Origin of the sequence: Streptomyces sp. NPDC002680, assembly GCF_042889145.1 — a bacterium.
Taxonomy (GTDB): Bacteria; Actinomycetota; Actinomycetes; order Streptomycetales; family Streptomycetaceae; genus Streptomyces; species Streptomyces adonidis.
On the sequence record NZ_JBIAQP010000021.1, the window covers coordinates 224,577 to 246,480 of the forward strand.

Here is a 21,904-nt window from a genome sequence, read left to right on the forward strand (position 1 = left end):
GCGCAGCCCCCAGTGTTCAGCTGTCCCAGAGGGCCCCGAGCGTCTGCAGGTCACCCCCGTACTCGATCCGGTCCGCCCACCGCGTGGGCCACGCGTCGGTGCCGTGCCAGGCACCGGCGAACGCTCCGGTCAGGCAGGCGATCGAGTCCGAGTCGCCGGAGGTGCAGGCGGCGCGGCGCAGGGCCGTGAGGGGCTCGCCGGGGAAGAGCAGGAAGCACAGCAGGCCGGTGGCCAGCGCCTCCTCGGCGGTCCAGCCGGCGCCGGTGGCGAGGCAGGGGTCGTCCTCGGGCGAGACGGTGCGGACGGCGCGCTGGAGCCGGTCCAGGATCGCCAGGCACTCGTCCCAGCCGCGGGCGATGAACTCCTCGGGGCTCGCATCGTGGCCGTGCGTCCAGAGGTCGCCCAGCCAGCGGTGGTAGTAGTGGCTGCGGCTCTCGTGCGCGTACGTACGCAGGAGGGTCACCAGTACGGCCGGGTCGGCGCCCTGCGCGAGCAGCCGTACGGCGTGCGCGGTGAGGTCGGACGCGGCCAGGGCCGTCGGGTGGCCGTGGGTGAGGGCCGCCTGCAACTGGGCGGCGCCCGCGCGCTGTTCCTCGCTCAGGCCCGGGAGCAGACCCAGGGGCGCCACACGCATGTTGGCGCCGCAGCCCTTCGAACCGATCTGGCTGGCCTCCTGCCAGGGCAGCCGCTCCTTCTCCAGCAGGTTGCAGGCGACCAGGCAGGTGTGGCCCGGCGCCCGGTTGTTGTCCGGCGACCGGAACCACTTCACGAACTCCTCGCGCACCGGCCGTTCCATCCCCGCCGGGGTGAGCAGCCCCCGGTCCGTCGCCGCGCGCAGACCGTGCGCGAGCGCCAGCGTCATCTGCGTGTCGTCGGTGACGATCGCGGGCGTGGGCAGCTCCATCTGCCGCCATGGACCGCACTTGGCGAGGATGGACGGGATGTCGCTGAACTCGGTCGGGAAGCCCAGGGCGTCGCCGAGCGCGAGCCCGATCAACGCCCCGCTCGCGGCACGCTTCCTGACGGTCGTGGTGGTCATTCGGGGCGTCCTTCCGGTGACGTCGGTGACGGTGACGAGGGAGACGGTTCTGAGGAGGGCGAAGGGGACGACGGAGGCGAGGCGGGCGACACCGACGTCGTCGGGCGCAGCAGCGGCGGGTGCAGAGTGGCCGCGGTGCCCGCGCGGTACAGCGCGGCGGGTTTGCCCCGGCCGCCGGTGAGACGTGCGGCGCCCGGTACCGGTTCGACGAAGCCCGGCGTGGCGAGCACCTTGCGGCGGAAGTTGGGCGGGTCGAGTGCGGTGCCCCACACGGTCTCGTAGACCTGCCGCAGCTCGCCGAGGGTGAACTCGGGCGGGCAGAACGCGGTCGCGATGCAGGAGTACTCCAGCTTGGCGCCGACCCGGTCGTGTGCGTCGGCCAGGATGCTGTCGTGGTCGAAGGCGAGCGGCCCGAGCGCGTTGTACCGCAGCCATTGGGCCTGCGCCGCGTCCCCGCCGCCGTGCGGTTCGGGCGCGTGCGGCAGCAGCGCGGCGAAGGCCACGGACACGACCCGCATTCTCGGGTCGCGGTCGGGCTCGCTGTAGGTGCGCAGCTGCTCCAGGTGCAGCCCGGACACGTCCGACAGGCCGGTCTCCTCGGCGAGTTCGCGCCTGGCCGCCGTCTCCGCGGACTCGTCGGGCAGGACGAAACCCCCGGGCAGCGCCCAGCGTCCGGCGTACGGCTCGTGGCCGCGCTCGACGAGCAGCACGTGCAGCGCGCCCGCGCGGAGGGTGAGGACGGCCAGATCGACGGTGACGGCGAAGGGTTCGAAGGCGTACTTGTCGTATCCCTCGGGGGCCCGGCCCCGCGCCGTTCCGTTCACAGGTGCGGTCATGCCCGCCCACCCCCTTCACCGTCGCCCTTTATGGTCACCGTGACCAATAGTCATACCGACTATAAAGAGCGCGGCCACCCCGCACAAGCTTCTTGACGACTCCCATACGCCAAAAGCCCCTCAGCGGCCTCTCAGGCGCCCGGGAGGAGCCACGAGACCCGAAGAGACCCGGAGGGGCACCAAATCCTCTCCAGCGCGCCCAGGAGCCCGCCGACGGCCCTCCCGAGAAACACAGGCGGCCGGCCCCGGAGAACTCCGGAACCGGCCGACGAAAGCAAGAAGCGCTCAGGAGGCGCTCGGCACTGCTAGAGATCGACTTCCTTCATCAGCATGCCGACCTCGGTGTTGGACAGCCGGCGCAGCCAGCCCGACTTCTGATCGCCCAGGGTGATCGGACCGAAGGCGACCCGCACCAGCTTGTCGACCGGGAAGCCGGCCTCCGCGAGCATGCGGCGCACGATGTGCTTGCGGCCCTCGTGGAGGGTGACCTCGACGAGGTAGTTCTTGCCGGTCTGCTCGACCACCCGGAAGTGGTCCGCACGCGCGTACCCGTCCTCCAGCTGGATGCCCTCCTTGAGCTGCTTGCCCAGGTCGCGCGGGATCGGGCCCACGATGTGCGCGAGGTAGACCTTCTTCACGCCGTACTTGGGGTGGGTCAGCCGGTGCGCCAGCTCACCGTGGTTGGTGAGCAGGATGACGCCCTCGGTCTCGGTGTCGAGCCGTCCGACGTGGAAGAGCCGCGTCTCGCGGTTCGTCACGTAGTCGCCGAGGCACTGCCGGCCCTCGTTGTCCTCCATCGTGGAGACGACGCCCGCGGGCTTGTTCAGCGAGAAGAACTGGTACGACTGCGTGGCCACCGTCAGCCCGTCGACCTTGATCTCGTCGTGCTCGGGGTCGACGCGCAGCCCCTGCTCCACCACGATCTCGCCGTTGACCTCGACGCGGGACTGCTCGATCAGCTCCTCGCAGGCCCGCCGGGAACCGTAGCCCGCGCGCGCGAGGATCTTCTGGAGCCGCTCGCCCTCCTGCTCGGCGCCCGGGAACGTCTTGGGCAGTTTGACGTCCTTCTTACCGGCGTACCGCTCCCGGTTGCGCTCCTCGGCCCGCGCGTCGTACTCACGGGAGGTCGCCGGGGCCCAGCGGCCCCGCCCGGTGCTGCCCTGGCCCTGCTTGGGTCCGCCCTTGGCACCCCCGCGCGCGGAGGCACCGCGCCCGGACTTCGGACCGTCCGGGGTCGCGGCCGGTCCCACGTCGTAGCGCCGCTCCTCGGGGCGGGGCTTCTTCGGCCGCCCGGCCTGCTTGTCGTCGCGGTCGTTGCCGGCGCCGCGGTAGTTACCGCGACCCCCGCTGCTCCCGCCGCGGCCGCCGCTGTTGCCACCACGGCTCCCGCCGTTGTTTCCGCTGCTGTTCCTGCCGCTGCTGCTTCGCATCAAATTTCCGTCTAGTCGTCTGCGTCGTCTGTACCCGGAGCATCAGGAGCGTCCGGATCGAACGACGGAACACCTTCCTGCGTCTCGGCCTCGATCGCGTCCGCCTCCGGAAGGAAGGGCGCGAGCTCCGGGAGCTCGTCCAGGCCTCGCAGGCCCATTCGCTCCAGAAAGTAGTTCGTCGTCGTGTACAGGATCGCACCTGTTTCGGGTTCCGTGCCCGCCTCCTGGACCAGACCGCGCTGCAACAGGGTCCGCATGACCCCGTCGCAGTTGACTCCGCGGACGGCCGAGACCCGGCTGCGGCTGACCGGCTGGCGGTACGCGACGACCGCGAGCGTCTCCAGCGCCGCCTGGGTGAGCCGCGCCTGCTGACCGTCCAGAACGAAGCCCTCGACGGCCGCCGCGTACTCGGGCCGGGAGTAGAAACGCCAGCCCCCGGCGACCATCCGCAGCTCGAAACCGCGCCCCTGGACGGTGTAGTCGTCGGCCAGCGCGCGCAGGGCGTCCGCGATCTGCCGCCGGGGCCGCTGCAGTATCTTCGCGAGGTGCTCCTCGGTCGCGGGTTCGTCCACGACCATGAGGACGGCCTCCAGGGCGGGCCCGAGATCGAGATCGGCGACGGTCCGCAGCCCGGCCGGCACCTCGGTGGTCTCCTCGCTCACGCCTTCTCCTCCTTCGCCTTCTCTTCCGGCACCTCTGGCGGCCGGTCGAACTCGTCGGTGACCGTCGGCTCCTGATCGCCCTCCCCGCCCGTCCAGCGCACCACCAGCTCCCCCAGGGCGGTCTCCTGGTCCAGGGCGACGGCCTTCTCCCGGTACAGCTCCAGCAGGGCCAGGAAGCGCGCGACGACGGTCAGCGTGTCGTCGGTGTCCTCGACCAGCTCCTGGAAGGTGGCCTCGCCCAGCTCCCGCAGCCGGGCGACCACGATCCCGGCCTGCTCCTGGACGCTCACCAGAGGCGCGTGGATGTGGTCGACGTACACCTGGGGCCTGGGCTTCGGCTGCATCGCCTTCACGGCGAGCTTCGCGAACCCCTCGGCCCCGATGCTGATGACGACCTCGGGCAGCAGTTCGGCGTGGTGCGGTTCGAGTCCGACGGTACGGGGGTAGCGGCGGGCCTCGTCGTCGAGACGGCGGCTGAAGATGTCGGCGATCTGTTTGTACGCGCGGTACTGGAGCAGCCGCGCGAACAGCAGGTCCCGGGCTTCAAGGAGGGCCAGGTCGGCCTCGTCCTCGACCTCGGCGGAGGGCAGCAGCCGCGCGGCCTTCAGGTCCAGCAGGGTGGCCGCGACGACCAGGAACTCGGTCGTCTGGTCGAGATCCCAGTCCGGGCCCATCGCCCTGATGTGCGCCATGAACTCGTCGGTCACCTTGGAGAGGGCGACCTCGGTGACGTCGAGCTTGTGCTTGGAGATCAGCTGGAGGAGGAGATCGAACGGCCCCTCGAAGTTGGCGAGCCGAATCCTGAAGACCCCGTCATCGGGTTCGGCGGGCGGAGCGGCATCGGCATCGGCATCGGCAGCAGGAGGGGCGGCCTCCGCAAGCGGGGCGGGTTCCGCCTCGCTTTCCGGTTCCATTGCTGGAACCGGGGGCTCCGGTACGTCCTCGGCCACCGGAACGACTTCCACCGGCTCCTCGACCGGAACCGGCGGCGAGCCCCCCGGCCCCCGCCCCAGCACACGCCGACGGCCGGCTGAGCCGGGGCCGGATGCGGGGGCGTCGTTCGAGGTCATGGCCCCGCAGGCTACCGCTAGCGCCCGCGCAACCGTCGTACGAGGATGCTCGCGTCCCCACGGGACTCCAGATCGGCGAGCACCACCGCGACCGCTTCGCGCACGATCCGGCCGCGGTCGACCGCGAGCCCGTGCTCGCCCCGGAGCACCAGACGGGCGTGCTCCAGGTCCATCAGCTCCTCGGCGGAGACGTACACCGTGATCTTCTCGTCGTGCCGCTCGCGACCGCTGGGGCGCCGCGAGGGGGCCCGTCCGCTTCGCTTGCGGGACGCCGACACCGACTGCGGCGACGGGCCCTGCCCGGAGGCAGAACCTTCCTGCTCGCCCTGCCGCCGCGCCGAACGCTCCGCGGTGGCCCCCCGGCTGCGCGACTCCCCGGCATCGGACGAGTCCGCGCCGGCGGCGACATGCTCGTCGCCGTCGCCGTCACCGCCCTGGACGGGCACCGAGTGCGGCGCGTCCTCCGTGGCGGCGGCCCCGTCGCTCTCGCCGGCGGGTGCCGGCACACGGGGCTCGCCGTTGGCCTGGCGCCTGGGCGTGGACGACTGGAGCGCCATGCCCCCGGTGGTACGGAACAGCTCGTCGGCCCCCGGCAGACTCACTCGGCGTGACACCGGGCGAGCACCTCCCTGGCGAGCTGGCGATAAGCGGCGGCGCCGACGGAGTTGGAGGCGTACGTGGTGATCGGTTCGCCGGCGACCGTGGTCTCCGGGAAGCGGACCGTGCGTCCGATGACCGTGTGGTAGACGTGGTCGTCGAAGGCCTCGACGACACGTGCGAGCACCTCACGGCTGTGCACCGTGCGCGAGTCGTACATCGTGGCGAGGATCCCGTCCAGCTCCAGCTCCGGGTTCAGCCGCTCCTGGACCTTCTCGATGGTCTCCGTGAGCAGCGCGACACCGCGCAGCGCGAAGAACTCGCATTCCAGAGGCACTATCACCTTGTGAGCCGCCGTCAGGGCGTTCACGGTGAGCAGGCCGAGCGAGGGCTGACAGTCGATCACGATGTAGTCGTAGTCGGCCATGAGCGGCTTCAGGGCGCGCTGGAGCGTCGACTCGCGCGCGACCTCCGACACCAGCTGCACCTCGGCCGCCGACAGGTCGATGTTGCTCGGCAGCAGGTCCATGTTCGGGACCGCGGTCTTCAGCAGGACCTCGTCCGCGGACATCCCCCGCTCCATGAGCAGGTTGTAGACCGTCAGGTCGAGTTCCATCGGGTTCACACCGAGGCCCACGGAGAGGGCGCCCTGCGGGTCGAAGTCGACCAGCAGGACCCGGCGTCCGTACTCCGCGAGCGCGGCACCCAGGTTGATGGTCGACGTCGTCTTGCCCACGCCGCCCTTCTGGTTGCACATCGCGACGATCGTCGCGGGGCCGTGACTGGTCAGCGGACCCGGGATCGGGAAGTACGGCAGCGGGCGTCCGGTGGGACCGATGCGCTCACGGCGCTGACGGGCCGCGTCGGGCGCGAGCGTGGCCGCGTACTCCGGATCGGGCTCGTACTCGGCGTCGGGGTCGTAGAAGTGCCCGTCGGGCAGTTCGTCGTAGTCGGCGAAGTGGTTGTGGACCCCGCCACTACCGTCGCCGGCCATGGCGTTCACGTGATGGCCATCCATGCTCATGTGTGCGGGCTGAGTCACCACCGGCATCGGGTGACCCTGGTGGGCTGCGAAGGTGCGGACCGCGACGGAGCCGACAGCCGCGAGCCCCGTGGGGCCCGAGCCCCGCGCCGGCATTCCTGGTTGACCACCCCCGGGAGTAAATGTCGACTCATTCACAAGTCGTCTTACCTCCTTGGTGACCAGGTAACTTCTCGATAGGTCAGCGTGGCACCATGCCGACGGTTGGCGACTCTATGGCGTGTCGGCCGTTCGCAGCAACACAATCCGCCGTACCGGGCCCGATGTGTCGGCAATGAAACATCCCTCTGTCAAGGGCGTACGGCCGTCGCACGGCAGGTTTCACCGGTGCGCGAATCGGTTGAAGCGTTACGTTCGAGGCGAGTTGAACGAGTGTCGCAAAGTGACCATACACACATCCGGCCGGACCTTGTCGGGCAAGGTCCGGCGGGGCGTGGGGCGTTGACGATGCCTGTTGACGTATCGCCTTTTACCCGCTGATGACTTGGTCTTTTTGTCGACCGGGAGCCCCTGCTGGGCGGCCGGGAACGTCAGGTGACACCATCAGCCGAGCAGCGAGTCCAACTCGACGTGCTCCAGCCCGTGCGCCTCCGCGACCTCGCGGTAGACGACCTTGCCGTCATGCGTGTTGAGGCCCCGGGCGAGCGCGGGATCGCGGCGCAGCGCCGCCACCCAGCCGCGGTCGGCGAGTTCCACGATGTACGGCAGAGTCGCGTTGGTGAGCGCATAGGTCGAGGTGTTGGGCACCGCGCCGGGCATGTTGGCGACGCAGTAGAAGACCGATCCGTGGACCAAGAAGGTCGGTTCGGCGTGGGTCGTGGGACGCGAGTCCTCGAAGCAGCCGCCCTGGTCGATCGCGATGTCGACGAGCACGCTGCCCGGCTTCATCCGCGACACGAGTTCGTTGGTGACCAGCTTCGGGGCCTTGGCGCCGGGGATCAGCACGGCGCCGATGACGAGGTCGGCGTCCAGGACGGCCTTCTCCAGCTCGAAGGAGTTGGACATGATCGCCCGGACCTTGGTGCCGAAGACCTTGTCGGCCTCGCGCAGCTTGTTGATGTCGCGGTCGAGCAGCGTGACGTGGAAACCCATGCCGACGGCGATCTGCGTGGCGTTCCAGCCGGAGACGCCGCCGCCGATGACGACGGCCCGCGCGGGCTGCGTGCCGGGGACGCCGCCGGGGAGCACGCCACGGCCGCCGACCGAGCGCATCAGGTGGTAGGCGCCGACCTGCGGGGCCAGCCGGCCGGCGACCTCCGACATCGGGGCGAGCAGCGGCAGGGCGCGACCGGGCAGCTCGACGGTCTCGTAGGCGATCGCCGTGGTGCCGGACTCGACGAGCGCGTCCGTGCACGCCTTGGACGCGGCCAGGTGCAGGTACGTGAAGAGCGTCTGGTCCTTGCGGAGGCGGTGGTACTCCTCGGCGATGGGCTCCTTGACCTTCAGCAGCAGGTCCGCGGTGGCCCACACCTCGTCGGCCGTGGGCAGGATCCGCGCGCCCGCGGCCACGAACTCGTCGTCCGTGATCGAGGAGCCGACGCCGGCGCCGTGCTCGATGACGACCTGGTGGCCGTGGCGCACCAGTTCGTGCACTCCGGCGGGCGTGATGGCCACGCGGAACTCGTTGTTCTTGACCTCGCGGGGGATGCCGACCTTCACGTCGATCACGGTCCTTGGCTCAGAGGGTGTGGGGGCATAGCAATACATACCCGGACGTGCGGGGGCACACCAGGAGACCGCAGGAGAAGGCGCGGTAGAGCCAGTCTAATGAAGGCGTTCTCGGTGTCTAGCCTTTCAATGCATCAATCTTCGACTGATGTACTACGGATTTCGTAGGTGTTAGCACCGTGTTCCGGGTCCGGATCACCCTCAGGGAGGTCCGGCTCACCCTCCTGGGCCTCCGGATCGTCGCCCAGCAGCCGCTCCGCGGCGCCCCGGTGCAGCCGTGCCGCCGCCGGATCGCCGAGGTGCTCCAGCGTGTCGGCCAGCCGCAGCTGGAGCGCTCCCTGCAGCCGTACGTCGTCGGCGCGCCGCGCCCACTCCACGGCCTCCTGGCAGGTGCGCAGCGACTCCTCGGGCCGTCCCGCGTACTCCTGGACCCGCGCCAGCTCGCTCAACGCGCGCGCGTGGGCGGCCACATCGCCGTTCTTGCGGTAACCGGCCACCGCTGCACGCCAGTTGCGCAGCGCCTCGCCGTAGCGGCCCGCGTAGGTGTGCGCGGTGGCGATACGGCCGTACAGCCGGGCGGCGTCCTCGCGCTCGTCGCGCGCCAGGCGCTGGGCGAGCGCGCGCCCGTACCAGTCGGCGGCGCGGTCGTAGTCCCCGAGTTCCTGGTGTGCGCCCCCTACGGATTCCATCGCGCGCCCGGTGGCGTACGGGTCGTTCGCCTCGCGTCCGGCGTCCAGGGCGGCCCGGTAGCGGGCCAGCGCGTCGTTCGTACGTCCGGTCTGCGCGTCCAGGTCGGCGAGGTTCAGCAGGGCGGCGGCCCGCTCGCGGGGCAGGTTCCGGCGTTCGGCGATGTCGAGGACGAGGCGGTGGACGCCGTACAGGTCGGGCGCGGCGGCCTGGGTGCCGATGTGCGCGACCATGGCCTTGACCAGGGCGGACATCAGGCGACGGGCCAGTGTGTCCAGCTCACCGTCGGCCACGGCCATCTGGGCGGCGGCGAGCAGCGCGGGCCTGCGGATGGTGAGCCAGTCCGCCGCCGCCCTCGGGTTCGGGAAGCGCAGCGAGTCGGGCGTGCCGAGGAGCTTCTCGCGGGCCAGCGGGCTGTCGGTCTCGGTGATCGCCCGGCAGGACACCAGCAGCCGTACCGTCCGCTCCAGCATCCGCGCGCGGGCCAGCTGCAACTCGGCCGGGCGGTCCTGGGACTCCGCGAGGGGGCGCAGGAGGGGCAGCAGGCAGCCGGGGACCTCGTACTGCGGCAGCGGCGAGTCCACGGCCGTCAGGAGGCTCAGGGCGACGAAGTCGTCCAGGGTGGCGCGGGCGCCGCCGACCGAGCAGCCGGCCAGCGCGGAGGCCGTCTGCGGGTCGACCAGGCCGCCGGGGGCGAGCGCGAGCAGTCGCAGTATCCGGGCGGCCGGGGCGGGCAGCGAGGCGTACACGAGGCGGAAGACGCGGCTCAGGGCGGTGCCCTCGTCGCTCTCGGCGTGGAGTTGCTTGGCGAGGTCGGAGACGGCCGCCTTGGGCCGGGCCGCGAGCCAGCCGCCGGCCAGCATCAGCGCGGCGGGCTGCCCCTGGCACACCTCGGCGAGTCCCTCGGCGGAGCGCGGGTCCACGGTGATGCGCACCGACCCCGTGAAGCGTTCGAGCAGTTCCACGGCCGACTTGGTGTCGAGGCCGCCCAGGGTGCACGGGCGGACGTCGGAGATCCCGGTCAGCGGGCCGCCGGAGACGGCGACGGCGAGGCAGTCGGGGTTGTCCGGCAGCAGCGCGTCGACCTGCTCGGCGTCGGCCGCGTCGTCGAGCAGGAGCAGCATCCGCCGGTCGGCCAGCGCGTCGCGCAGCGCCTCGGACAGCTCGTCCTCGTCGGCGCCGGGCGGGGTGGGCAGCTCCAGGGCGGTGAGCAGCTCGCGGGCGGTGCGCTCGGTCGGTACGGGGGTGCCGTCGGGCTCGGTGAGGCGGGCGCGCAGGATGCCGTCCGGGTAACTGTCCGCGACCTGCCGGGCCAGCTCCTCTGCGAGGGCGCTGCGGCCCGAGCCGGGCTTGCCCGCGATGAGCAGCACGCGCGCGCGGGGGGCCTTCCGGCCCGCGAGGGTGTCGAGTCCGGCGCGCTCGATGTCGGCGCGCAGTTCCTTCAACTCTCTTGTCCGGCCGAGGAACTGACTGACCGTGGGAGCGTGCGGCCGATCGTTTCCGGACAGCTTCGTGCCGTCTGTGTCCACCGCCTGATCCGCCACGGGCCACACTCCCGTCCACCTGCACGCGCAAGCCCGCCGGGACTCCGGTTCGGGCGTTTCCAGAGCCTAGTTCACGCTCTGCGACGATCTGTGCGGAGCACGACGGGCAGGTCGCCCGATCGGATCAGGCGATGGTCACACCGGAGTCGGCAGTTGGCCCATACCGGTGCCTCAGGCCTCGAAGGGCCGGGCCGGCCACGGCGCCTCGGCCGGGCGCAGCGCGTCGAGTCCGTCGTCCTGCTCGGCCGCGACCAGCGAAAGGAGGCCGACGACAAGGCAGTTGTTGTGCAGCTCGCCGGCGAGGACGCCCCGGACGAGTTCACCGACGGGCACGCGCGCGTGCTCCATGTCGGCCTCCTCGTCCTCGACCTCGAAGCGCTGTCCCTCGGCCTCGGACAGGTTCCGGGCCAGGAAGATCCGTACGGCCTCGTCGCAGCCGCCCGCCGTGGGGTAGACGTCGGTCAGCACCCGCCAGTCCTCGGCCTTGACGTGCGCCTCCTCGTACAGCTCGCGCTGGGCGGCGTGCAGCGGATTCTCGCCAGGTACGTCGAGCAGGCCGGCCGGGATCTCCCACATCCGCTGGCGGACGGGGTGGCGGTACTGGCGGATCAGCAGGACCCGGCCCTCGTCGTCGAGGGCGAGGACGCCCACGGAGCCGGGGTGGACCTGGTAGTCGCGGCCCACGACCGAGCCGTCGGGCATGACCACCTCGTCGGTGCGCACGGAGGTCTTGTTGCCCACGAAGGGGGTCTCCGTCGCCCGGATCTCCCACTCCTCCGGAGTGTCCTTGATGGTGGTCATGTCGACTTGTCCTCCCGCGTCCCGCACGTACCAAAGAAACCGGGGCACACACCCCAGAAGGCGCGCACCCCGGTCACCGTACCGTCCTCGGGTTACTTGGCCGTCTTGCGCTCGACGGCAGCCTTGACGAGGCCCGCGAAGAGCGGGTGGGGCCGGGTCGGGCGGGAGCGCAGCTCCGGGTGGGCCTGCGTGGCCACCAGGTAGGGGTGGACCTCGCGCGGGTACTCGACGTACTCCACGAGCTTGCCGTCCGGGGAGGTGCCGGAGAACTGGATGCCGGCCTTCTTCTCCAGTTCGGCGCGGTAGGAGTTGTTGACCTCGTAGCGGTGGCGGTGGCGCTCCTCGACGTACTCCTTGCCGTCGTACACCTCGCGCACGATGGAGCCCTCGGCGAGCTTGGCCGGGTACATGCCCAGGCGCATCGTTCCGCCCATGTCGCCGTCGCCCGCGACGATGTCGAGCTGCTCGGCCATGGTCGAGATGACCGGGTGGGCGGTGGCGGCGTCGAACTCGGTGGAGTTGGCGTCCTCGATGCCGGCCAGGTTGCGGGCCGCCTCGATGACGATGCACTGGAGGCCGAGACACAGTCCGAGCAGCGGGATCTTGTGCTCGCGGGCGTACTGGATCGCGCCGACCTTGCCGGACACACCGCGGTCGCCGAAGCCGCCCGGGATGCAGATCGCGTCCACGTCCGCCAGCTGCTTCTTCGCGCCGGCCGGGGTCTTGCAGTCGTCCGAGGTGACCCACTTGATCTTCACGCGCGCGTGGTTGGCGAATCCGCCCGCGCGCAGCGCCTCGGTGACCGAGAGATAGGCGTCGGGCAGGTCGATGTACTTGCCGACCAGGGCCAGGTTGATCTCGTGGGCGGGGTTGTGGACGCGGTCCAGGAGGTCGTCCCAGGTCGTCCAGTCCACGTCCCGGAAGGGCAGGTCCAGCTTGCGGACGACATAGGCGTCCAGGCCCTCGCGGTGCACGGTCTTGGGGATGTCGTAGATCGAGCGGGCGTCGGGGCAGGCCACCACGGCCGCCTCGTCGACGTCGCACATCAGGGAGATCTTGCGCTTGATCGCGGTGGGGACCTCGCGGTCGCAGCGCAGCACGATCGCGTCCGGCTGGATACCGATGTTCCGCAGGGCCGCGACCGAGTGCTGGGTCGGCTTGGTCTTCAGCTCGCCGGAGGGGCCGATGTAGGGCAGCAGCGAGATGTGGACCACGAACACGTTGTCCCGGCCGACCTCGTGGCGGACCTGGCGCACGGTCTCCAGGAAGGGCAGCGACTCGATGTCGCCGACCGTGCCGCCGACCTCGGTGATGACGACGTCGACCTCGTCGGTGGCCATACGGCGGATGCGGTGCTTGATCTCGTTGGTGATGTGCGGGATGACCTGGACGGTGTCGCCCAGGTACTCGCCGCGCCGCTCCTTGGCGATCACCGTCGAGTAGATCTGGCCGGTGGTGACGTTGGCCGAGCCGTCGAGGTCGCGGTCGAGGAAGCGCTCGTAGTGGCCGATGTCCAGGTCGGTCTCGGCGCCGTCGTGCGTGACGAACACCTCACCGTGCTGGAAGGGGTTCATCGTGCCCGGGTCGACGTTCAGGTACGGGTCGAGCTTCTGCATGACGACCCGCAGGCCGCGCGCCTTGAGAAGCATGCCGAGGCTGGAGGCCGTCAGACCCTTGCCGAGCGAGGAGGCGACACCCCCGGTGACGAAGATGTGCTTGGTCGTCGTGGCGTTGCTGTTTCGAAAAGCAGCGGGTGTCATGGCCAAGGCGGGGCTCCCGTGGTCGCGGTCTGGGGTGCGGTACGGCCACCCGGCCCGGAGATTTCCGGGTTTTCGCTGGAGGAGCCGTCGCTGCGGTTCGGGGGTTTCGTGCCCACCGGTCCACGGGCTACCAGGGTATCAGCGACCCGGGGAGAAGGCTTCCGGCCACGCTCCGCGCACACCCGGACACACATCCCGTACACGAGTCACCATCACCTAGTCCAGCGCTCACCCGAAACCGTGCCCGCTCACCCGAGCTTCACTCGTTCAGCGGACCCGGGTTGTCGAGAGCGGCACGCGGATCATCTGAGTGCGTCGTATGCTCCTCGGACACTCGCTGCCGAGCCCGACCGGCAACACGGCACCACCCCCGCCCGTAACCCCGGAACAACGAGAGCTCGTCAGTCCGTTGAGCACCGATTGGTGTTTGCTCCACCGCTCAACGACGCTTTACAACGAACCCTTGACCGCAAGAGCGAGACCCCCCTTCTTCTTCTCTACGGGGGGCGACGTGGCCGTTCGACTGGAGTTGCACGTGGCCGGGCGCATCGAAGACTACGCACTCATCGGAGACATGCAGACCGCCGCGTTGGTCTGCCGGGACGGCACAGTCGACTGGCTGTGCCTGCCCCGCTTCGACTCCCATGCCGTCTTCGCGGGACTGCTCGGCACCGAGGAGCACGGCTTCTGGCGCCTCGGCCCCGCGCACGCGACGGACGCAGAACCCCCCACCGCGGCACGCCGCCGCTACCGGGGCGACTCGCTGATCCTCGAATCAGAGTGGGACACCCCGCGCGGCACGGTCAGAGTGACCGATTTCATGCCCCCTCGTGACGGCGCCCCCCAGCTGATCCGCATCGTGGAGGGCGTCAGCGGCCGGGTGCCGATGCGCTCGGCCCTGCGCATGCGGTTCTCGTACGGCCGTGTCGTGCCGTGGGTGCACAAGCACGAGGGGCGGACGGTGGCCGTCGCGGGCCCCGACTCGGTGTGGTTCGACACCACGGCCGAGACGTACGGCAAGTCCCTGACGACGTACGCCGACTTCACGGTGGCACCGGGTGACCGCATCGCGTTCACCATCTCCTGGGAGCCCTCGCACAAGCAGCCGCCCGCGCTGCCCGAGCCGGAGCAGTCCCTCGACGCCACCGAGGAGTTCTGGCGCGAGTGGGTCGAGCAGTGCACATACCACGGCCCCTATCGCGAGGCCGTCGTCCGCTCGCTCATCACCCTGAAGGCACTCACGTACGCGCCGACCGGCGGGATCGTCGCCGCGCCCACCACCTCCCTCCCGGAGGACATCGGGGGCGTACGCAACTGGGACTACCGCTACACCTGGCTGCGCGACGCGGCCATCACCCTCTCCTCCCTGCTGCGCACCGGCTACCGCGACGAGGCCCGCGCCTGGCGCGAGTGGCTGCTGCGCGCGGTCGCCGGCGACCCCGAGAACCTGCAGATCATGTACGGCATCGCGGGCGAACGGGAGTTGGGCGAGGCCGAGCTGGACTGGCTGCCCGGCTACGAGAACTCTGGGCCCGTCCGGGTCGGCAACGGCGCCGCGCACCAGCTCCAGCTGGATGTGTACGGCGAGGTCACCGAGGCCCTGCACCTGGCGCACATGACGGGTCTGGCCCGCAACGACTACGCCTCGCTGCTCCAGTTGAAGCTGATCCGGTACCTGGAGCAGCACTGGGACGAGCCCGACGAGGGCATCTGGGAGGTGCGCGGTCCGCGCCGGCACTTCGTGCACTCGAAGGTCATGGCCTGGGTCGCGGTGGACCGCACGATCAAGCTCATCGAGTCCGGTGACGCGGACGGCCCGCTGGAGAAGTGGCGCGAACTGCGCGACGACATCCACCGGGACGTGTGTGAGAAGGGTTACGACAAGGAGCGCAACACCTTCACACAGTCGTACGGCTCGAAGGAGCTGGACGCGAGCCTGCTCCTCATCCCGCAGATGGGCTTCCTGCCGCCCGACGACAAGCGCGTGATCGGCACCATCGAGGCCATCCAGCGCGAACTGTCCACGACCGACGGCTTCATCCTGCGCTACCCGACCTCGGGCGGCGAGGAGAACCTCGACGGTCTGCCGGGCGACGAGGGCGCGTTCCTCGCCTGCTCGTTCTGGATGGCGGACGACCTGGCGATGATCGGCCGCGTCGACGAGGCCCGCAAACTCTTCGAGAAGCTCCTGGCCCTCCGCAACGACCTGGGCCTCCTGGCCGAGGAATGGGACCCCCGCCTCAAGCGCCAGGTGGGCAACTTCCCCCAGGCCTTCAGCCACGTCCCATTGATCGACACGGCCCTGAGGCTGACGGCTTCAGGGGCCTACGGCGGCTGAGCGCCCCAAAGGGGCGCGGGGAACGGCGCGACCAGCCACGACGGCGCCGCACGTCAAAACGGCGCCCTCGTGGTGAAGCGCATAGGCTGAGAGCACTAAATGCCCCTTATCGGAAGGGGACCGCCATGGCCTCCCCCTCAAAGGCGGGCGCAGCCCTCTCCGCGCTCCGCGAGGATCTGACCGGCGAGGTCTTCGCCCCGGGGGATCCCGGGTACGACGACAACCGAACCGTCTACAACGCCATGATCGACCGCCGCCCCGCCGTGATCGCACAGTGCGCGGACGACGCCGACGTAGCCCGTTCCGTCCGCTTCGCCCGTGACCTGGACCTGAAGATCGCGGTCCGCGGCGGCGGCCACAGCGTCGCGGGCATGGCGCTGAACGACGGCGGTCTGGTGATCGACCTGCGCCGGATGCACGAGGTGACCGTCTACCAGGCTGCCCAGTCGGTACGGGTCCAGGGCGGCGCCCTGATGAGCCACCTGGACCGGGCGACCCAGCCGTACGGGCTGGCGACCACCGGCGGCCGGGTCTCCACCACCGGGGTCGGCGGCTTCGTACTGGGCGGCGGCAGCGGCTGGCTGGAGCGTTCATGCGGCCTCGCCGTCGACAACCTCATCGGCGTCGACCTGGTGACCGCCGACGGCACCGCCGTGCACGCGAGCGCCGGGCAGAACCCGGACCTGTTCTGGGCCCTGCACGGCGGCGGCGGAAACTTCGGCGTCGCCACCTCACTGACCCTGAGACTGCACGAACTGCCCGCGGTCTCCATGGCCCTGGTGCTGTACCTCCCGGAGTTCGGCCAGGAGGCGACCCGCGTCTACCGCGACGTGATCGAGGCGGGCCCGGACGAGGCGAGCGGCGCGGTCATCTATCTCGCCGGCCCGCCCGAGGAGTTCGTACCGCCGCACCTGGTCGGACAGTTGCTGTGCGCCGCCCTGCTGACGTACGCGGGCCCCGAGGAGGACATGCGCAAGCTCGCCGAACCGCTGCTCGCGCTGCCGCACGAGTCGGCGGTCGTGACCGCGATCCCGTACGCCGACCTGCAGTGCATGCTCGACGACCCGCCCGGGATGCGGAACTACTGGTCGGCCGAGTACCTGACGGGCGCCCCCGACGACTTCGTGGCCGCGTTCTGCGCCGCCGGGAACTCCGTACCGGTCCCGACACCGACCACGCACGTGCTGTTCCCCATGGGCGGCGCGGTCGCCGACGGCCCGGCCGAGTACCCCGTCCCCTACCGGGACGCCCCCTGGGCCGTGCACCCCTTCGGCATCTGGGAGGACGCGGCGGACGACGAACGCTGTATCCGGTGGGTCCGTGACGTCCGTGCCGAGGTGCGGCCGTGGAGCACCGGCGCGGTCTATCTCAACTTCATCGGCGACGAGGGCGCGGAGCGCGTGATCGCGGGCCTGGGCGCCGAGAACACCCGCCGGCTGGCGTCGGTGAAGCGCCAGTACGACCCGGACAACGTGTTCCGCTTCAACCACAACATCGTTCCGGCGTAGGGAAGCCGCCGGTGGTGCTGATGGGCAGGTCGTCATCCGTACGTAGGTGCAGGTAGCGTCCGCTGCATGGACAGCCGTACGGACAGCCGTTTGGAGACCCAGGGCGCCGGGATCACCGTGCGGCGGGCCCTCGATCTGCCCGGGCTGCGCAGTGGGCTGCCGGAGATCCTCGCGGGCGCCGACCGGCTGGGGCGGACCGTGCGGTGGGTGCACGCGGGCGAGGTCCCGCACATCGCCTCGCTGCTGAAGGGCGGCGAGCTGCTCCTGACGACCGGGTACGGGCTCGGCACGCGTCCGGCCGAGCAGCGCGCGTTCGTCCGTACCCTGGCCGAGCGGGGCATCGCGGCGCTCGTCGTGGAGCTGGGCCCCCGCTTCACCCGGCTGCCCGCGGCCCTGGTGGAGACGGCCCGCTCGACCGGTCTGCCGCTGGTGCAGCTGCACCGCGAGGTGCCGTTCGTGGCCGTCACCGAGGAGATCCACACCGAGATCGTCAACGGCCACTACGCGCTGCTCCAGCGGGCCGAGGAGGTCCACCGGCGCTGTACGGAGGCCCTGCTGGGCGGTGGCGGCATTCCGCAGGTCCTGGGCATCCTGGCCGACTTCAGCGGCAACCCGGTGTTCCTGGAGACGCCGGACGGCCAGCTCCTGTACGCCGCCGGGGCCGGCCCGGAGGGCGCCGACCCGCTCCAGGTGTGGGAGGGCCTGCGCGCCCAGCAGAAGGACGCGCCGCCGTCCGCCGGTTCCGTGCTCGTCGATGTCCCCGGGGGCGGCCATGGCACCGGCTCGGTCCGCGCGCGGCTGGTCCTGCTGCCCGTCCTCGAACCGCTCGCCCCCGTGCACCGCATCGCCGCCGAGCGGGCCGCGGGCATCCTGGCCGTCGTCCTGATGCAGGCCCGCCAGGAGGAGGAGCTGGCGGCGCGTGGCCGCGGGGACTTCCTCACCGACCTCGCGGAGGGCCGTATCGACGCGGAGGCCGCGCCCGCGCAGGCCCGCGTCCTCGGCTTCAAGCCCGGCACCGGGCCCCTGCTCCCCATGGTGATGCGCCTCGGCGACACGCTGGCCCCGGGCGGCGGCTGGGCGGTGCTGGCCCGCGCGGTCGCGGAGGAGCTGGCGTCGGTGGGCGTGCCGGTGCTGCTGGGCGTACGGCCGGTGGAAGGGCGCGTACCGCTGCTTGTGGGCCTTCGCACGGAGGCGGAGCGCCCGACGGTCGCCGACCGGGTCGCGACGGCGCTGCGGGCCGGTGTGGAGCGCGCCGGGATGCAGCGCCCGGGCGCGCCGCCGCCGGTCGTCGTGGTCGGGGTGGCCGGGGGCTGGGCGGCGGCCTCGGCGGGGCTGCGGCACGCGGCGGAGACGGCGACGGCGGCCCAGGGGCTGCCGGACCGCCCCTGGTACGACGCCCGGCGCCTGGACATCGACCTGTTGCTGTGGCGGCTGCGCGACCAGCCGGACCTGGCGGCCTTCGTGGACCGCGCGATCGGCCCGCTGCGCACCCACGACCAGCGCTCCAAGCCCCCGCTGCTGCCCACCCTGGAGACCTATCTGGCGCACGCGGGCCGCAAGGCGGAGACGGCCCGTGAACTGCACCTCAACCGCCAGACGCTCTACAACCGCCTGGCGCGGATCGGGGAGTTGCTGGGCACGGACCTGGACGACCCGCAGACCGTACTGGCGTTGAGCCTGGCGCTGCGGGCCCGCAGGCACGTGACCTGACCCGGCTTGCCCCTAGGACAGCAGCCGGGGCTGGGTGAACTCGTCGTAGACGCTCAGCACTTGGGCGACGGTCTCGTCCTCGGTGGGCCAGGTGGCGATCTGCCGCGCACCCCGCTCACGCAGGAGTTCCTGGCGCTCCGGATCCCCGAGGAGCCGTACGACGGCCCTGCCGAGGGCCGCCGCGTCGCCGTACGGGACGAGTTCGGCCGCTTCCCCGACCAGCTCCGGAACGCCTCCCACGGAGGTCGCGATCAGCGGTACGCGCGCGTGGAGGGCCTCCTGGGCGAGAACGGACCGCGACTCCCAACGGCTGGGCAGAAGTGCGAGATCGGCGGCGACGAGCAGTTCGCTCACGTCGTCACGGCGCCCGATGAGCCGGACCGGCAGCCCCTCGTTCTCGATCCGGCCCTGCAACTCCGCCCGCAGGGGCCCCTCCCCGGCGATCACGAGGAGCGGCGCGGGATCGAGACCGCTCCACGCCTGTACGGCGTCCAGCAGGACGTCGTACCCCCGGTGCCGGTCGAGGGAGCCGACGGCCATGAGCAACGGGCGGGCGGTGGCGCCGAGTTCGGCCCGGGTCTTCAGCCGGTCGGCCTCGTCCCACCCCGTGCTCCCGGGCGGCGCGGGCAGCGCCACGGCGGACAGCCGGGCGTCCCTGGCGCCGCGCCGCCTGGCCCGGTCGACGAGGTCGGAGGAGGTCCCGAGGACGACGGCGGCGGCCTTCACGACCCGCCGCTCCAGCACCTTCAGCAGCTGGGCGCGCGGTCCCTCGGCGTACGCGCGGTTGTGCCACGTGACGACGAGCGGGGTGCGGCGCCCGCTGAGCGCGAGGGCGGCCCGGAAAGAGGCGTGCAGCCCGTGCGCGTGCACGAGGTCGGCGTTCGAACAGGCCATGCGCAGCGCCGCCACCGAGGCGGGGTCGCTGCTGCGCGGGATGGGCACGTGTTCGGCACCGGCGCCCGTGAAGTCGTAGGCGCTGTCGGCGTCGGAGGGGGCGCACACGCTGACCCGCACGCCTCTCGCGACGAGCCCCGCGGCCAGCGAACGCACGTGCGCGCTGCTGCCGGCGTTGCCGCCGCCGAGCACCTGGACGGTGCGCAGCGGCGACTGGCCGTGCGGTGAGTGGCTGGTCACGGGGCTCACGTGGCCGGGGGCTCCTGGTTCGGCGTCGGGCGGTCACGAAGAAGGGACTTGGAGAAACGACACGGAGAAACGTACAGAAGGATCGGGCGGAAGGGGTGTACCGCGCGGCTTCCTCCCTGTACGGGAGGTTTTCCATGCTCCTTCAAGGATGCCAGTACGTACGGGTGTTCCGAACCACGGAGGGGTGCGGGTTGTCACCCACACGAGTGAGAGAGAACCCACTAAACGTCAACTGTTCGAACGTCAGCCGTCCGACCGGGCCGTCGCCAGCAGTTCCTCCGCGTGCGCCCGCGCCGTCTCCGAGTCCTCCTGCCCGGCCAGCATCCGCGACAGCTCCCGTACCCGCTCCTCGCCCTCCAGGACCTTCACGCCCGAGCGGGTCACCGACCCGTCGTTGGTCTTCTCGACCAGCAGCTGCCGGTCGGCGAAGGCGGCGACCTGCGGGAGGTGGGTCACGACGACGACCTGCGCGCTCTTCGCCAGCTTGGCCAGCCGCCGCCCGATCTCGACGGCCGCCTTGCCGCCGACACCGGCGTCGACCTCGTCGAACAGATAGGTGGGCACCGGATCGGTCCCCGCGAACACGACCTCCACGGCCAGCATCACGCGGGACAGCTCACCCCCGGACGCGCCCTTGGCGATGGGCCGGGCGGGCGCCCCGGGATGCGGGGCGAGCAGCAGTTCGACCTCGTCGGCACCGGACGGCCCGTAGGCGACCGTACGCCCGCCGACCTCAACGCCCTCGGGGTCCTCGGTCTGCCGGATCTCGAACGACACGCGCGCGTGGGGCATGGCCAGCGAGGCCAGCTCGGCGGTCACGGCGGCGGCGAACCGCTCGGCGGCCTCCGTCCGCGCGTCCGTCAACGCCTGCGCCATCCCGCCCAGTTCGCCGCGCAGGGCGTCCCGCTCGGCGGTCAGCTCGCCGATGCGCTCGTCGTCGCCGTCGAGTTCGAGCAGCCGCGCGGAGCCTGTCTCGGCCCACGCCAGCACTCCTGCGACATCGGAGCCGTACTTCCGGGTCAGCGCGGTGAGGGCGGCCCGCCGCTCCTCGACGGCCGCCAGGCGCAGCGGATCGGCGTCCAGGTCGTCGGCGTACCCCGCCAGCTCCCCGGCGACGTCCCCGAGCAGGATGCCGACCTCGCCGATCCGGTCGGCGAGCGCGGCCAGGGCGGAGTCGTGCGACCGTACGGCTTCGAGGGCCCGGTGGGCGCCCGCGACCAGCGTGGCCGCGTCGATGCCCTCGGGGTCCTCGGGATTACCGGCGAGCGCGGCATGCGCGACGGTCGCGGCCGAGGCCAGCGCCTCCGCGTGCCCGAGCCGCTCGGCTTCCTCGGCCAGCTCGACATCCTCACCGGCCCGCGGCTCCACAGCGGCGATCTCATCGAGCCCGTACCGCAGCATGTCGGCTTCCTGGGCCCGCTCCCGCGCGCGCGTGGTGATCTCGTCCAGCTCGGCGGAGACGGCCCGCAGTCGCCGGTACGCCTCCCCGTACTTGGTGAGCGGCGCGGCGACCGCGTCCCCCGCGTACCGGTCGAGCGCCGCCCGCTGCCGGGACAGCTTGAGCAGCCCCTGCTGGTCGGTCTGCCCGTGCACGGCCACCAGCTCGTCGGCCAGCTCGGCCAGCACGCCCACGGGCACGGAACGCCCGCCCAGATGCGCCCGGGACCGCCCTTCGGCGGAAACGGTACGGCTGATGAGCAGCGCCCCGTCGTCCAGCTCGGCGCCGGCCTCCTCGGCCCGTACGACGGCGGAACCGCCCGGAGGCACGGTGATCCGCCCCTCCACGACCGCGTTCTTGGCCCCGATCCGCACCAAAGCCGCATCGGCCCGCCCACCGAGCAGCAGCCCGAGGCTGGTCACGACCATGGTCTTGCCCGCACCGGTCTCACCGGTGACGGCGGTGAAGCCGGGCGACAACTCGACGACCGCATCGTCGATCACGCCGAGCGACCGTATCCGCATCTCCTCCAACACGAACACGACCATACGAGGTCAGCCACCCCAAGTGCGACGCCCCCCACCCCACAGATGAGAAGGCCCAGGTGAACGAATGCACACGGGTCGCCCAT

The 21,904-nt window shown here is 71.4% G+C and carries 16 protein-coding genes; 3 read left to right on the plus strand and 13 right to left on the minus strand.

Annotated features, from left to right (window positions below):
• Positions 1–16: 16 nt before the first annotated feature.
• The 11 genes from ACFYXF_RS42110 to ACFYXF_RS42160 all read right to left on the minus strand — a co-directional run bounded on the left by ACFYXF_RS42110 (position 17) and on the right by ACFYXF_RS42160 (position 13,136).
• Positions 17–1,039, minus strand: a complete 1,023-nt coding sequence (locus ACFYXF_RS42110; protein WP_389357789.1) for an ADP-ribosylglycohydrolase family protein — start codon at positions 1,037–1,039, stop codon at positions 17–19.
• Positions 1,036–1,875 (minus strand): NUDIX domain-containing protein, encoded by an 840-nt coding sequence (locus tag ACFYXF_RS42115; protein WP_389357791.1) that lies wholly within the window; start codon positions 1,873–1,875, stop codon positions 1,036–1,038. Before ACFYXF_RS42115 ends, ACFYXF_RS42110 begins: the two co-directional genes overlap by 4 nt.
• A gap of 305 nt (positions 1,876–2,180) precedes the next feature.
• Positions 2,181–3,305 carry a pseudouridine synthase gene (locus tag ACFYXF_RS42120; protein ID WP_389357793.1) on the minus strand — a complete coding sequence of 375 codons (1,125 nt, stop codon included), beginning with the start codon at positions 3,303–3,305 and terminating at the stop codon, positions 2,181–2,183.
• Between the two features lie 11 nt (positions 3,306–3,316).
• Positions 3,317–3,967: an SMC-Scp complex subunit ScpB gene (gene scpB, locus ACFYXF_RS42125; protein WP_389357795.1), complete on the minus strand. Its 651-nt coding sequence runs from the start codon at positions 3,965–3,967 to the stop codon at positions 3,317–3,319.
• A complete protein-coding gene (locus ACFYXF_RS42130) occupies positions 3,964–5,037 on the minus strand; it encodes a segregation and condensation protein A (RefSeq protein WP_389357797.1) in 1,074 nt (357 codons plus the stop codon). The genes scpB and ACFYXF_RS42130 overlap by 4 nt, the downstream gene beginning before the upstream one ends.
• Before the next feature lie 17 nt (positions 5,038–5,054).
• Entirely contained in the window at positions 5,055–5,651 is a 597-nt protein-coding gene (locus tag ACFYXF_RS42135; RefSeq protein WP_389357799.1) for a hypothetical protein, read from the minus strand.
• Positions 5,636–6,772, minus strand: a complete 1,137-nt coding sequence (locus ACFYXF_RS42140) for a ParA family protein (protein ID WP_389357801.1) — start codon at positions 6,770–6,772, stop codon at positions 5,636–5,638. Before ACFYXF_RS42140 ends, ACFYXF_RS42135 begins: the two co-directional genes overlap by 16 nt.
• Positions 6,773–7,219: 447 nt before the next feature.
• A complete protein-coding gene (gene ald, locus ACFYXF_RS42145; RefSeq protein ID WP_389357850.1) occupies positions 7,220–8,335 on the minus strand; it encodes an alanine dehydrogenase in 1,116 nt (371 codons plus the stop codon).
• Between the two features lie 143 nt (positions 8,336–8,478).
• Positions 8,479–10,575 carry a tetratricopeptide repeat protein gene (locus tag ACFYXF_RS42150; protein WP_389357803.1) on the minus strand — a complete coding sequence of 699 codons (2,097 nt, stop codon included), beginning with the start codon at positions 10,573–10,575 and terminating at the stop codon, positions 8,479–8,481.
• A gap of 171 nt (positions 10,576–10,746) precedes the next feature.
• Complete coding sequence (locus tag ACFYXF_RS42155) at positions 10,747–11,376, minus strand: NUDIX domain-containing protein (RefSeq protein WP_389357805.1); 630 nt, start codon at positions 11,374–11,376, stop codon at positions 10,747–10,749.
• 92 nt (positions 11,377–11,468) lie between these two features.
• Entirely contained in the window at positions 11,469–13,136 is a 1,668-nt protein-coding gene (locus tag ACFYXF_RS42160) for a CTP synthase (RefSeq protein WP_389357852.1), read from the minus strand.
• A 535-nt stretch (positions 13,137–13,671) separates the two neighbouring features.
• On the opposite strand from ACFYXF_RS42160, the gene ACFYXF_RS42165 reads away from it, so the two are divergent.
• The 3 genes from ACFYXF_RS42165 to ACFYXF_RS42175 all read left to right on the plus strand — a co-directional run bounded on the left by ACFYXF_RS42165 (position 13,672) and on the right by ACFYXF_RS42175 (position 18,692).
• Positions 13,672–15,474: a glycoside hydrolase family 15 protein gene (locus tag ACFYXF_RS42165; RefSeq protein WP_389357854.1), complete on the plus strand. Its 1,803-nt coding sequence runs from the start codon at positions 13,672–13,674 to the stop codon at positions 15,472–15,474.
• Between the two features lie 125 nt (positions 15,475–15,599).
• Positions 15,600–16,982, plus strand: a complete 1,383-nt coding sequence (locus ACFYXF_RS42170; RefSeq protein WP_389357807.1) for an FAD-binding oxidoreductase — start codon at positions 15,600–15,602, stop codon at positions 16,980–16,982.
• Between the two features lie 66 nt (positions 16,983–17,048).
• Entirely contained in the window at positions 17,049–18,692 is a 1,644-nt protein-coding gene (locus ACFYXF_RS42175; RefSeq protein WP_389357809.1) for a PucR family transcriptional regulator, read from the plus strand.
• 12 nt (positions 18,693–18,704) lie between these two features.
• Here the strand turns inward: ACFYXF_RS42175 and ACFYXF_RS42180 are convergent, their stop codons facing one another.
• Together ACFYXF_RS42180 and recN are read right to left on the minus strand one after the other, a co-directional pair.
• Positions 18,705–19,835 carry a glycosyltransferase family 4 protein gene (locus ACFYXF_RS42180; protein ID WP_389357811.1) on the minus strand — a complete coding sequence of 377 codons (1,131 nt, stop codon included), beginning with the start codon at positions 19,833–19,835 and terminating at the stop codon, positions 18,705–18,707.
• A gap of 243 nt (positions 19,836–20,078) precedes the next feature.
• Positions 20,079–21,821 (minus strand): DNA repair protein RecN, encoded by a 1,743-nt coding sequence (gene recN, locus ACFYXF_RS42185; RefSeq protein WP_389357813.1) that lies wholly within the window; start codon positions 21,819–21,821, stop codon positions 20,079–20,081.
• Positions 21,822–21,904: the final 83 nt, after the last annotated feature.

Bases quoted from the DNA above. Each gene is read 5' to 3' on its own strand.
- ACFYXF_RS42110 (WP_389357789.1), bottom strand. From the start codon at position 1,039: ATGACCACCACGACCGTCAGGAAGCGTGCCGCGAGCGGGGCGTTGATC.
- ACFYXF_RS42115 (WP_389357791.1), bottom strand. From the start codon at position 1,875: ATGACCGCACCTGTGAACGGAACGGCGCGGGGCCGGGCCCCCGAGGGA.
- ACFYXF_RS42120 (WP_389357793.1), bottom strand. From the start codon at position 3,305: ATGCGAAGCAGCAGCGGCAGGAACAGCAGCGGAAACAACGGCGGGAGC.
- ACFYXF_RS42130 (WP_389357797.1), bottom strand. From the start codon at position 5,037: ATGACCTCGAACGACGCCCCCGCATCCGGCCCCGGCTCAGCCGGCCGT.
- ACFYXF_RS42140 (WP_389357801.1), bottom strand. From the start codon at position 6,772: ATGCCGGCGCGGGGCTCGGGCCCCACGGGGCTCGCGGCTGTCGGCTCC.
- ACFYXF_RS42155 (WP_389357805.1), bottom strand. From the start codon at position 11,376: ATGACCACCATCAAGGACACTCCGGAGGAGTGGGAGATCCGGGCGACG.
- ACFYXF_RS42160 (WP_389357852.1), bottom strand. From the start codon at position 13,136: ATGACACCCGCTGCTTTTCGAAACAGCAACGCCACGACGACCAAGCAC.
- ACFYXF_RS42170 (WP_389357807.1), top strand. From the start codon at position 15,600: ATGGCCTCCCCCTCAAAGGCGGGCGCAGCCCTCTCCGCGCTCCGCGAG.
- ACFYXF_RS42175 (WP_389357809.1), top strand. From the start codon at position 17,049: ATGGACAGCCGTACGGACAGCCGTTTGGAGACCCAGGGCGCCGGGATC.
- recN (WP_389357813.1), bottom strand. From the start codon at position 21,821: ATGGTCGTGTTCGTGTTGGAGGAGATGCGGATACGGTCGCTCGGCGTG.